The following is an 11,980-nucleotide window of genomic DNA, read 5'->3' as shown; positions in this document are numbered from 1 at the left end:
CGCCGACAAAGACGTTGCACCGCCCGTCTCCATGCACTATATTTCATCAAAAGCCGCAAGGCACTATAGTGCACTCAGGAGACAGCCATGTCCACGCCGGCAATCGCCCCGCATCACCCTGGCCAGGCAGACGCGCCCGCGCCGGTCACGTTCGAGCGCCATCCCGACCAGTACCGCCACTGGAAGATGAGCTTCAACGGCCCCATCGCCACGCTGGCGCTGGATGTCGATGAGGAAGGCGGCCTGCGCCCGGGCTATGCGCTCAAGCTCAATTCCTACGACCTCGGTGTCGACATCGAACTGCACGACGCGCTGCAGCGCATCCGCTTCGAGCATCCCGAGGTCCGCACCGTGGTGCTGACCAGCGCGCGCGAGCGCATCTTCTGCTCGGGCGCCAACATCTTCATGCTGGGGCAGTCATCGCACGCGTGGAAGGTCAACTTCTGCAAGTTCACCAACGAGACCCGCAATGCCATCGAGGACGCCAGCCGGCACTCGGGGCTGAAATTCATCGCCGCCTGCAACGGCACTACCGCCGGCGGCGGCTATGAGCTGGCGCTGGCGTGCGACGAGATCGTGCTGGTGGACGACCGCTCGTCCGCGGTGAGCCTGCCCGAGGTGCCGCTGCTGGGGGTGCTGCCGGGCACCGGCGGCCTCACGCGCGTGACCGACAAGCGCCATGTGCGCCGCGACCACGCCGACATCTTCTGCACCACCACCGAAGGCGTGCGCGGCCAGCGCGCCAGGGACTGGAAACTGGTCGACGAAGTGGTCAAGCCGGCGCGCTTTGCCGAATACGTGGCCGAGCGCGCCGCGGCGCTGGCGGCCACCAGCGACCGTCCGCAGGGCCACCACGGCATCACGCTGACGCCGCTGTCGCGCACCGTCGAGCCGGACGGCTATCGCTACGAGACCGTGCGCGTGCATCTCGATGCCGCCGCGCGCAAGGCCACGCTGACCGTGTTCGGTCCCGACAAGCACCAGCCCGCCGACCTTGCCGGCGTGGTCGCCGCGGGCGCGCAATGGTGGCCGCTGAAGATGGCGCGCGAACTCGACGACGCCATCCTGACGCTGCGCACCAACCATCTCGACATCGGCATCTGGGTGCTGAAGACCGATGGCGACCCGGCCGCGGTGATGGCGGCCGACGCGCTGCTGCAGGCGCACGCCGGCCACTGGTTCGTGCGCGAAACCCTGGGCATGCTGCGCCGCACGCTGGCGCGGCTGGACGTGTCGTCGCGCAGTCTGATCGCGCTGATCGAGCCCGATTCCTGCTTTGCCGGCACGCTGCTGGAGCTGGCGCTGGCCGCCGACCGCAGCTACATGCTGCACCTGCCCGACGCGCCCGACGACGCGCCGCGCGTGTTCGTCTCGCCGCTCAACTTCGGCCACTATCCCATGCCCAACGGCCAGACCCGGCTGGCCGCGCGCTTCTATGGCGACGAGGCCGCGCTGGGCCCGGTGCGCGACCACATCGGCGCGCCGCTGGACGCGCTCAGCGCCGATTCGCTCGGCCTGATCACCGCGGCACCGGACGATATCGACTGGGAAGACGAGATCCGCATCGCGCTGGAGGAACGCGCCAGCCTGTCGCCCGATGCGCTGACCGGGATGGAAGCCAACCTGCGCTTCGGCGGCGCCGAGACCATGGAGACCCGCATCTTCGGCCGGCTCACCGCCTGGCAGAACTGGATCTTCCAGCGCCCCAACGCCGTCGGCGAGAACGGCGCGCTGAAGGTCTTCGGCAGCGGCAACAAGGCCCGCTTCGACTGGGACCGCGTCTAGCGCGCCCGCCGGACCACACAGGAGACAGCCCGTGAGCATCGACTACAGCCAGAAGATTCCCAACAACGTCAACCTGTCCGACGACCGCGCGCTGCAACGCGCGCTGGAACACTGGCAACCGGCCTTCCTCGACTGGTGGCGCGACATGGGGCCCGAGGGCTCGCACGACTTCGAGGTGTACCTGCGCACCGCGGTGTCGGTCGATCCATCGGGCTGGGCGCATTTCGACCATGTCAGGATGCCCGACTACCGCTGGGGCATCTTCCTGCAGCCGGCCGATCCCGAGCGCCGCATCCACTTCGGCGAGCACAAGGGCGAGGCCGCCTGGCAGGAAGTGCCGGGCGAGCACCGCGCCAACCTGCGCCGCATCATCGTGACCCAGGGCGACACCGAGCCCGCCTCGGTCGAGCAGCAGCGCCACCTCGGCCTGACCGCACCGAGCCTGTACGACCTGCGCAACCTGTTCCAGGTCAATGTGGAGGAAGGCCGCCACCTGTGGGCGATGGTCTACCTGCTGCACCGCTACTTCGGCCGCGACGGCCGCGAGGAAGCCGAGGCGCTGCTGGAACGCCGCTCCGGCGACCAGGACAACCCGCGCATCCTCGGCGCCTTCAACGAGCGCACGCCGGACTGGCTGTCGTTCTTCATGTTCACCTACTTCACCGACCGCGACGGCAAGTTCCAGCTGTGCGCGCTGGCCGAGTCCGGCTTCGACCCGCTGGCGCGCACCACGCGCTTCATGCTGACCGAGGAAGCGCACCACATGTTCGTCGGCGAATCCGGCGTCGCGCGCGTGATCCAGCGCACCTGCGAGGTCATGCGCGAGCGCGGCATCGAAGACCCGGCCGAGGTGCGCGCCGCCGGCGTGATCGACCTGCCGACCATCCAGCGCTACCTGAATTTCCATTACAGCGTCACCATCGACCTGTTCGGCGCCGACCAGTCATCGAACGCGGCCACCTTCTACAGCGCGGGCCTGAAGGGACGCTTCGAGGAAGGCAAGCGCGCCGACGACCATATGCTCAAGGGCGAGGTCTACCGCGTGCTCGAAGTGCGCGACGGCCGCCTCGGCGAGCGCGAGGTGCCGATGCTCAACGCGCTCAACGAAGTGCTGCGCGATGACTACATCAAGGACAGCATGGGCGGCGTGGCGCGCTGGAACAAGGTGATCGAGAAGGCCGGCATCGCCTTCCGGCTGACGGTGCCGCACAAGGCCTTCAACCGCAGGATCGGCACGCTCGCCAACGTCAGGGTCGCGCCCGACGGCAGGCTGATAGCGGAAGCCGAATGGCAGGCCAACGAGCGCGACTGGCTGGCGACCGACGCAGACCGCGCCTTCGTCGCCTCGCTGATGGGCCGCGTCACCGAGCCCGGCAAGTATGCCAACTGGATCGCCCCGCCGGCGGTGGGCATCAACCGCCAGCCGATGGATTTCGCGTACGTGCGCTTCAACTGAACCCGAACCCACCAGATTGCCATGGGCGCCCCCGACATCATCAAGCAGCACCTGATCGATCCGGAAATCTGCATTCGCTGCAACACCTGCGAAGACACCTGCCCGATCGACGCCATCACCCATGACGACCGCAACTACGTGGTCCGGGCCGACGTCTGCAACGGCTGCAACGCCTGCCTGTCGCCATGCCCGACCGGCGCCATCGACAACTGGCGCACCATGCTGCGCGGCCAGGCCTATCCGATCGAGGCGCAGCTGCTGTGGGACGAGTTGCCGGCCGAGTTGCCGTTGCCGGACCTGGAGCGCGCGGACGAAGCCGCGCCGGCCACCGCCGGCGGCGGCACGACCGCAGCCGGCGACGCCGCGATCCAGTCGGTCGAGATCAGCCGCCATACGTCGCCGCGCGCGCCGTGGTCGGCCGCCCATCCCTATGTGAACCTGCACGGCGTGCGCGCGCCCGTGAGCGCCACCGTGGCCGGCAACTACCGGCTCACCGCCGCGGATGCCTCGAGCGACATCCACCATATCGTGCTGGATCTCGGCACTCACTTCTTCCCGATCCTGGAAGGCCAGTCGATCGGCATCGTCCCGCCGGGCACGGATGCCGCGGGCAAGCCCCACTACATCCGCATGTATTCGGTCGCGAGCCCGCGCGACGGCGAGCGCCCGGGCTATAACAACCTGGCGCTGACGGTCAAGCGGGTCGAGCAGGACCACGACGGCAAGCCGGTGCGGGGGGTGGCGTCCAACTACCTGTGCGACCTGGCCAAGGGCGACACGGTCCAGGTGGTGGGCCCGTTCGGCTCGACCTTCCTGATGCCCAACCACGCCGAGGCCAGCGTGATGATGATCTGCACCGGCACGGGATCGGCACCGATGCGCGCCATGACCGAGCGCATGCGCCGCAACCTGGCGCAATTCAGCGGGCGCCGGCTGCTGTTCTTCGGCGCGCGCAATGCCGCCGAACTGCCCTACTTCGGACCGTTGCTGAAGCTGCCCCGGGATTTCCTCGAGATCCATTTCGCCTTCTCGCGCGACCCGGCCACGCCGCGCCGCTATGTCCAGGACGCGATCCGCGAAGCCGGGGGCAGCGTCGCCGCGCTGCTCGGCGACGCCAACGGCCATGTCTATATCTGCGGCCTGAAAGGCATGGAGGAAGGCGTGCTGGCCGCATTTGAAACGGTCTGCGCCAGCGCCGGTCTTAACTGGAAGGCGCTGGAAACCACCATGAAGGCAGAAGGCCGGCTGCATATCGAAACCTATTGAGCGCGTCCCGCGCACCTGGCGCGCGCCGAGTCATAGGCGTGAACCGTTGTGCAGCCTCTTCCCTTCTGAAATTCATCGCCTATAATATTTCTGAAGAAACAGGAGCATAGGCGATGCAATCGAGGCGGATTCCGGAAACCGATCCCGCCGGCGGCCCCGACCCCGGCACCACGCTGACCAAGGCGGTCATGCGCGCCGCCGGCTTCCTGGGCATCAGCCAGGCCATGGTGGCAAGCGTGCTGGGCATCAGCACGGCCTCGGTCTCGCGCATGGCATCGGGTGGCTATGTGCTCGACGCGCACCGCAAGGAGTGGGAATTCGGCGTCCTGTTCGTGCGCCTGTTCCGCTCGCTCGACGCCATCCTCGGCCACGGCGACCAGGCCAGGCTGTGGCTCACCCACGACAACCTCGCGCTGGGCGGCAAGCCGCTCGAGCTGATCCGCACCACCGAAGGTCTGGTCCGTGTCGTTCACTACCTGGACGCCACCCGCGGTCGCATCTGAGCGCCGGCAGTTCGCGCTCACGCTGTGGCGTGCGGTGGAAGCCCAGCATGTGGTCTCCACCATGCCGCTGGTTGACAGCCTGGAGGAACAGGCGGTCCTGGAAGCGGTGCTCGACGCCGGCAAACCGGTCGTGCCGGTCGAGGCACGCCATCTGCACTACCTGTTGTTCACGCCGTTCCGCTATCCACCCTCGCCCTGGGGCTCGCGCTTCCGCGCCAGCCAGGATCCGGGCGTGTTCTATGGCGCCAACGAGATCCGCACCGCCTGTGCCGAACTCGGCTACTGGCGCTGGCGTTTCCTCAACGACAGCCCGGCGCTGCCCCGCATCGACGCGCGCGCGCAGACGCTGTTCGAAGTGCGTGTCGAGACCTCCGGGGTGGCGCTGGACCAGCCGCCGTTCGACCGGGATCGCGCCGCCTGGACCGATCCGGACAACCACCAGCCCTGCCAGGCATTCGGGCGGGTCGCGCGCGAAGCCGGCCTCGGCATGATCCGCTACACCTCCGTGCGCGATCCGCAGCACGGTCCCTGCGGCGCGGTGCTGACGCCGCGCGCGTTCTCGCACCCGACACCGCTCGCCACGACCACGTGGATGCTGACCGTGCGCCGCGACCGCGTGATCTGGCAGCGCGACGACCTGCAGCAGCGCGACAGCTTCGAGTTCGAGGCCGCGCTGTGGCAGCGCACAAGCGATATCCCGGGGGGCCGCTGAACCTCCGCCCCGCCGCGGCGATCTAATCGTTATGGCACGGGCAATACGCAGCGCCGACAGGTTTTGTTAAACAGGTGTTGCAATGCGCAACCGGATGCCATATAATCTTTTCTTCGACGGACGCGGGGTGGAGCAGTTGGCAGCTCGTCGGGCTCATAACCCGAAGGTCGCAGGTTCAAGTCCTGCCCCCGCAACCAACCGCACAGATGCGCATCTGTGACGCCGTCGCAGCAGACCAACCCGCCCCTGGCGGGTTTTTTGTTTTGTGCCGCCAGCCGGCGCCGCGGCCGTGCCTTTGCGGCCTGCCGAGCCATGGTGCACCACCGCTCCTCCGGCCCGCCGGTGCGCTGCGCGGGGGTGATACACTTTCGCCATTCTCCCGGACGCCCCTCATGAAATTCTGCTCGAACTGTGGTCATGCGGTCGTATTGCGCGTGCCTGACGGCGACAACCGCCCGCGCAGTGTTTGCGACAACTGCGGCACCATCCACTACGTCAATCCCCGCAACGTGGTCGGCACCATCCCGGTCTGGGAAGACAAGGTCCTGCTGTGCAAGCGCGCGATCGAGCCGCGCTACGGCTTCTGGACCCTGCCGGCGGGCTTCATGGAGATCGGCGAGACCACCGCCCAGGCGGCCTCGCGCGAAACCCTGGAAGAAGCCGGCGCGCGCGTGCAGGTGGGCGAGCTGTTCTCGATCCTGAACGTGCCGCATGTGCACCAGGTGCACCTGTTCTACCTCGCCACGCTGGATGACCTGGACGTCGCGCCCGGCGAGGAGAGCCTGGAAGTGAAGCTGGTGGCAGAGGCCGATGTGCCCTGGGATGAACTGGCCTTCCCCACCGTGATCCATACCCTGCGCTGCTTCTTTGCCGACCGCGCCGCCGGCCGGCTGCAGGATGGCAGCTTCCGGCTGCACAGCCTGGACATCGACAAGCCCATGCGCCCGCTGACCAGCCGGGCCACGGTCACGCCCTGAGCGGCGGGCCTGCCGCACACCGCCCTCCGGCGCAGCCGCATGATTTCCTGGCTGGACCCGCAAGATCCGTTTCCCCCGGTCGAGCACGCACTCGGACCTGATTCCGAGGCTCCCGGGCTGCTTGCCGCCAGCCGCGAGCTGTCGCCGCAGCGGCTGCTGCTGGCCTATCGCCAGGGCATCTTCCCGTGGTATTCGAGCGGCCAGCCGGTGCTGTGGTGGAGCACCGATCCTCGCATGGTGCTGCCGCCGCCGGCGTTGCGCGTCTCGGCCAACCTGCGCAAGACGCTGCGGCGCGTGCTGCGCGATGCCGACTGGGAAATCCGCGTCGACCACGACTTCCTGGCGGTGATGCGCGCCTGCGCGACCACGCCGCGCGAGGGCCAGGACGGCACCTGGATCACCGACGCCATCATCGCCGCATACGGCACCCTGCACCGCAACGGCCTGGCCCACTCGGTCGAAAGCTGGTACCGCGGCGAGCGCGTCGGCGGCCTGTATGGCGTGGCGCTGGGGCGGATGTTCTTTGGCGAATCGATGTTTGCGCACCGCACCGACGCGTCCAAGATCGCGCTGGCGGCGCTGTGCGCGTTCCTCGGCAACCACGGCGTGGCGATGATAGACTGCCAGCAGGAAACCGACCACCTGGCCTCGCTGGGTGCGCGCCCCATCCCCCGCGCCGACTTCGTGGCCCATGTGCGCGCGGCAACGGCACAGCCGGCGATCAGTCCGTGGCGGTTCGACAAATCGGTGCTGGAGCGCTGGGCCGGGACACCCGCCGCGCCGGCAGCCTGAATTCCTGGCACGGGTGCCGACGCTGACGCTGCGGGCCACCGTGCAAAACGCGCCGTCCCGCCCGGAGCCCCCTGAGTCATGAGCAAGCTGAAGGAACTACCGCTGTCCGCGCTGCAGTTCTATGCCACGGCGCCCTACGCTTGCAGCTATCTCGATGGCCGCATGGCGCGCTCCCAGGTGGCCACGCCGGCGCACCTGATCAACGCCGACGTTTACTCGCGGCTGGTGCGCGCGGGCTTTCGCCGCAGCGGCATCTTCACCTACCGGCCGTATTGCGACGATTGCCACGCCTGCACGCCGTGCCGCGTGCTGGTCGACCAGTTCACGCCGGACCGCTCGCAGCGCCGCGCGTGGAATCGCCACCAGCACCTGCAGGCGCTGGTGGCGCCGCTGACCTATGTCGAGGAGCACTATTCGCTGTACCTGCTGTACCAGTCGATGCGCCACGCCGGCGGCGGCATGGACCAGGACAGCCGCGACCAGTACGAGCAGTTCCTGCTGCAGAGCCGCGTCAACTCGCGCCTGGTGGAATTCCGCGATCCGCCCGGCTCGCCCGAGGCCGGGCGCCTGCGCATGGTCAGCATGATCGACGTGCTCGACGACGGCCTGTCGTCGGTCTACACCTTCTACGACCCGCTCGAGCGCAACGCCAGCTACGGCACCTACAACATCCTGTGGCAGATCCGCCAGACCCATGCGCTGGGCCTGCCGCACCTGTACCTGGGCTACTGGATCGCCGACAGCCGCAAGATGGCGTACAAGGCGCGCTTCCGGCCGCTGCAGGTGCTGACCGGCAACCACTGGCATGCGTTCGAGGACGTCGCCGCCGAGGCCCCGGAAGCCGCCGCGCCGGTGCCGCCCGCCACCCGGCCTTAGCCTCGGCCCGGCCTGGGCCGCCTCCACGGCCGCCCTCGCGTGCGGGCCAGCCGCTACAATGCCGCCCTGGTCCCGACTTCCGCGCCGCCCTGCCGGCCGCCTGCCCACGTGCTCAACGCGCTCTACCCCCTGTTTCGTCCCGCCCTGTTCTCGATGGATGCCGAGGACGCCCACCATTTCACGCTGAACAACCTGCTGCGCGCGCACCGCATGGGCCTGGGCGGCTGCATCGGCAACCGCATCGCCGACGATCCGCGCACGGTCATGGGGGTGCGCTTTCCCAACCCGGTCGGGCTGGCCGCCGGGCTGGACAAGGACGGTGCCTACATCGACGGCCTCGCCGCGCTCGGCTTCGGCTTTATCGAGGTGGGCACGGTCACGCCGCGGGCGCAGCCGGGCAACCCGCGCCCGCGCATGTTCCGGCTGCCGCAGGCGGATGCGCTGATCAACCGCATGGGCTTCAACAACGGCGGCGTCGATGCCTTCGTCGCCAATGTGCGGGCGTCGCGCTGGAAGGCCGAGGGCGGCGTGCTGGGGCTGAACATCGGCAAGAACGCCGATACCCCGATCGAGCGCGCCAACGACGACTACCTGTACTGCCTGGAGCGCGTCTATCCGCACGCCAGCTATGTGACGGTCAACATCTCGTCGCCCAACACCAAGAACCTGCGCCAGCTGCAGGGCGCGAGCGAGCTCGACAGCCTGCTGTCGACGCTGAAGGCCGCGCAGCAGCGCCTGGCCGACCAGCACCAGCGCTATGTGCCGCTGGCGCTGAAGATCGCGCCGGATCTCGATGCCGACCAGATCGGCAATATCGGCGACGCGCTGGTGCGCCACAAGATCGACGGCGTGATCGCCACCAACACCACCATCTCGCGCGAAGCGGTCAAGGGCCTGCCGCATGCCGACGAAGCCGGCGGCCTGTCCGGGCGCCCGGTGTTCGAAGCCTCGACCCGCGTGGTACGCGCGCTGCGCGGCGTGGTCGGCGACGCGGTGCCGATCATCGGCGTGGGCGGCATCTTCGGCGGCGCCGACGCGCGCGCCAAGACCGACGCCGGCGCCAGCCTGGTGCAGCTCTACAGCGGCCTGGTCTACCGCGGCCCGGCGCTGGTGCGCGAGTGCGCCGCGGCGCTGCGCGGCTGAAGCCGCCGGCCGCCCGCGGCCTTGCGTTATGCCCGGCCGATGCGCCGGCCGGGTCGAGGAAATCCTCGACGCCGCGCTGGCGCGCAATTGCATGAAGATGCGGCCGCCGCAATCAGGGAAATCCACAGGCAAATCCCGGTTCCTGCGCAATTAAATGCGCCTCGATGGCGGATAGCGGGCGTCTCGCAGCATCGAATGCCCCACATCCGCATGATGACTGTCCATTTCGTGCGCGGGAAGTGGTATCCTCGCAGGCTTATCGCTGTCGCATCCGACGCGTCCGCGCACGCTCCCTCCCGCCGCAGGAAGCCGCCGCGCCCGCCCGGACCGGCACCGTGCGCCAGGCGGCACATGGTCCAGGACGGCGGACCGAACCATACGCGGCCGTATCCAATCCAGAACCGAGTTTCGGGGGAGCACACATAATGCAGTCCACCAAGGGTCTCGCAGCATCCAAATCCATCCTGGGCGGCGCCGTGGCGCTGGCACTGCTGTACGGCGGCGCCGTGCAGGCCCAGACCGTCAAGGTGCTGTCGATCGTCGACCATCCCGCGCTGGACGCCATTCGCGACGGCGTGCGCGCAGAACTGAAGGCGGCCGGCTATGACGCCGACAAGAGCCTGAAGTGGGAATACCAGAGTGCCCAGGGCAACACCGGCACCGCGGCGCAGATCGCCCGCAAGTTCGTCGGCGACAACCCCAATGCCATCGTCGCCATCGCCACGCCGTCGGCGCAGGCCGTGGTGGCCGCCACCAAGACGGTGCCGGTGGTGTACTCGGGCGTGACCGATCCGGTCGCCGCGCAGCTGGTCAAGAGCTGGTCGGCGTCGGGCACCAATGTCACCGGCGTGTCGGACAAGCTGCCGCTGGACAAGCAGGTCGCACTGATCAAGCGCGTAGTGCCCAAGGCCAAGACCGTGGGCATGGTCTACAACCCGGGTGAAGCCAACTCGGTGGTGGTGGTCAAGGAACTGAGCGCGCTGCTGGCCAAGGAAGGCCTGACGCTCAAGGAAGCCGCCGCACCGCGCACCGTGGACATCGGCCCGGCCGCCAAGAGCCTGATCGGCAAGGTCGACGTGATCTACACCAACACCGACAACAACGTGGTGTCGGCGTACGAGGCCCTGGTCAAGGTCGCCAACGAATCCAAGATCCCGCTGGTCGCGGCCGATACCGACAGCGTCAAGCGCGGCGCCGTGGCGGCACTGGGCGTCAACTACGGCGACCTGGGCCACCAGACCGGCAAGGTGGTGGTGCGCATCCTGAAGGGCGAGAAGCCGGGCACCATTGCCTCGCAGACCAGCGACAACCTGGAGCTGTTCGTCAACACCGGCGCGGCCGCCAAGCAAGGCGTCACGCTGTCGCCGGAGCTGGTCAAGGAAGCCAAGACGGTCATCAAGTAAGCACAACCACGCCCTGCCATGCCGCCGCCGCAGCGCGGCGGATGCGCCGGCCAGGCCTACCCGGCCGGCCGGACATAACAGGGCGAGGCGGCCGGCGCCCTAACCGGGCGTGCCGGCCGACCCGCCCCGAAACCGGCGGCAAACGCCGGCCCCAGCAACAGGATTCCCCCATGTCCCTCTTTTCCCTTCTGGGCGCCCTGGAGATCGGCCTGATCTTCAGCCTGGTGGCGCTCGGGGTGCTGATTTCCTTCCGCATCCTCAACTTTCCCGACCTGACCGTCGACGGCAGCTTCCCGCTGGGCGGCGCCGTGGCCGCGACGCTGATCGCGGGCGGCCAGGACCCGTTCCTGGCGACGCTGGTGGCCATCGCCGCGGGCGCGCTGGCCGGCTGGATCACCGGCTGGCTCAACGTGCGCCTCAAGATCATGGACCTGCTCGCCAGTATCCTGATGATGATCGCGCTGTACTCGGTCAACCTGCGCATCATGGGCCGCCCCAACGTGCCGCTGATCACCGAACCCACGCTGTTCACCGTGCTGCAGCCGGAGTGGCTGCCCGACTACGTGCTGCGTCCGCTGCTGCTGTTCGTGGTGGTGGTGGTCGCCAAGGTCGGCCTGGACTGGTTCTTCAGCTCGCAGCTGGGCCTGGCGATGCGCGCCACCGGCGCCAATCCGCGCATGGCCCGCGCCCAGGGCATCGCCACCGGCCGCGCCACGCTGGCCGGCATGGCGCTGTCCAACGCGCTGGTGGCGCTGGCCGGCGCGCTGTTCGCGCAGACCCAGGGCGGCTCCGATATCTCGATGGGCATCGGCACCATCGTCATCGGGCTGGCCGCGGTGATCATCGGCGAGACCATCCTGCCGGCACGCCGGCTGATCTGGACCACGCTGGCGGTGGTGCTGGGCGCCATCCTGTACCGCTTCTTCATCGCACTGGCACTGAACAGCGACTTCATCGGCCTCAAGGCGCAGGACCTGAACCTGGTCACCGCCGCGCTGGTAACGATCGCGCTGGTGCTGCCGGCCACGCGCAAGAAGCTGTTTGCCCGCAAGAACGGAGGTGCCTGA

General features: G+C 68.5%; 11 protein-coding genes and 1 tRNA gene. All 12 read left to right on the top strand.

Translation table 11 applies throughout. The annotated features are described in order from the left end of the window. Positions 1-87 precede the first annotated feature (87 nt). The 12 genes from boxC to CBM2586_RS06515 all read left to right on the top strand — a co-directional run bounded on the left by boxC (position 88) and on the right by CBM2586_RS06515 (position 11,980). Positions 88-1,785 carry a 2,3-epoxybenzoyl-CoA dihydrolase gene (gene boxC / locus CBM2586_RS06570; protein ID WP_115687064.1) on the top strand — a complete coding sequence of 566 codons (1,698 nt, stop codon included), beginning with the start codon at positions 88-90 and terminating at the stop codon, positions 1,783-1,785. Between the two features lie 31 nt (positions 1,786-1,816). Then, the gene (gene boxB / locus CBM2586_RS06565; protein ID WP_115687063.1) at positions 1,817-3,241 is read left to right on the top strand and encodes a benzoyl-CoA 2,3-epoxidase subunit BoxB; all 1,425 of its coding nucleotides are present in this window, start codon (positions 1,817-1,819) and stop codon (positions 3,239-3,241) included. A gap of 21 nt (positions 3,242-3,262) precedes the next feature. Next, on the top strand, positions 3,263-4,507 hold the full coding sequence (boxA, locus tag CBM2586_RS06560; protein ID WP_115687062.1) for a benzoyl-CoA 2,3-epoxidase subunit BoxA: 1,245 nt from the start codon (positions 3,263-3,265) through the stop codon (positions 4,505-4,507). 113 nt (positions 4,508-4,620) lie between these two features. Further along, the gene (locus CBM2586_RS06555) at positions 4,621-5,010 is read left to right on the top strand and encodes an MbcA/ParS/Xre antitoxin family protein (protein WP_018004354.1); all 390 of its coding nucleotides are present in this window, start codon (positions 4,621-4,623) and stop codon (positions 5,008-5,010) included. Next, entirely contained in the window at positions 4,970-5,722 is a 753-nt protein-coding gene (locus tag CBM2586_RS06550; RefSeq protein ID WP_115662342.1) for an RES family NAD+ phosphorylase, read from the top strand. The genes CBM2586_RS06555 and CBM2586_RS06550 overlap by 41 nt, the downstream gene beginning before the upstream one ends. 121 nt (positions 5,723-5,843) lie before the next feature. Next, positions 5,844-5,919, top strand: a tRNA-Met gene (locus CBM2586_RS06545). A gap of 195 nt (positions 5,920-6,114) precedes the next feature. After that, a complete protein-coding gene (locus CBM2586_RS06540) occupies positions 6,115-6,699 on the top strand; it encodes an NUDIX hydrolase (protein WP_115662343.1) in 585 nt (194 codons plus the stop codon). Between the two features lie 39 nt (positions 6,700-6,738). Further along, positions 6,739-7,491, top strand: a complete 753-nt coding sequence (aat, locus tag CBM2586_RS06535; protein ID WP_115662344.1) for a leucyl/phenylalanyl-tRNA--protein transferase — start codon at positions 6,739-6,741, stop codon at positions 7,489-7,491. Between the two features lie 78 nt (positions 7,492-7,569). Continuing rightward, positions 7,570-8,367, top strand: a complete 798-nt coding sequence (locus CBM2586_RS06530) for an arginyltransferase (protein ID WP_115662345.1) — start codon at positions 7,570-7,572, stop codon at positions 8,365-8,367. A 108-nt stretch (positions 8,368-8,475) separates the two neighbouring features. Next, complete coding sequence (locus tag CBM2586_RS06525) at positions 8,476-9,510, top strand: quinone-dependent dihydroorotate dehydrogenase (protein ID WP_115662346.1); 1,035 nt, start codon at positions 8,476-8,478, stop codon at positions 9,508-9,510. Positions 9,511-9,935: 425 nt separating this feature from the next. Further along, on the top strand, positions 9,936-10,913 hold the full coding sequence (locus CBM2586_RS06520) for an ABC transporter substrate-binding protein (RefSeq protein WP_115662347.1): 978 nt from the start codon (positions 9,936-9,938) through the stop codon (positions 10,911-10,913). 170 nt (positions 10,914-11,083) lie between these two features. Continuing rightward, entirely contained in the window at positions 11,084-11,980 is an 897-nt protein-coding gene (locus tag CBM2586_RS06515) for an ABC transporter permease (RefSeq protein WP_115687061.1), read from the top strand.

This window comes from Cupriavidus taiwanensis (assembly GCF_900250115.1).
GTDB lineage: Bacteria > Pseudomonadota > Gammaproteobacteria > Burkholderiales > Burkholderiaceae > Cupriavidus > Cupriavidus taiwanensis_B.
This window is presented reverse-complemented; position numbering and strand designations above follow the sequence as displayed.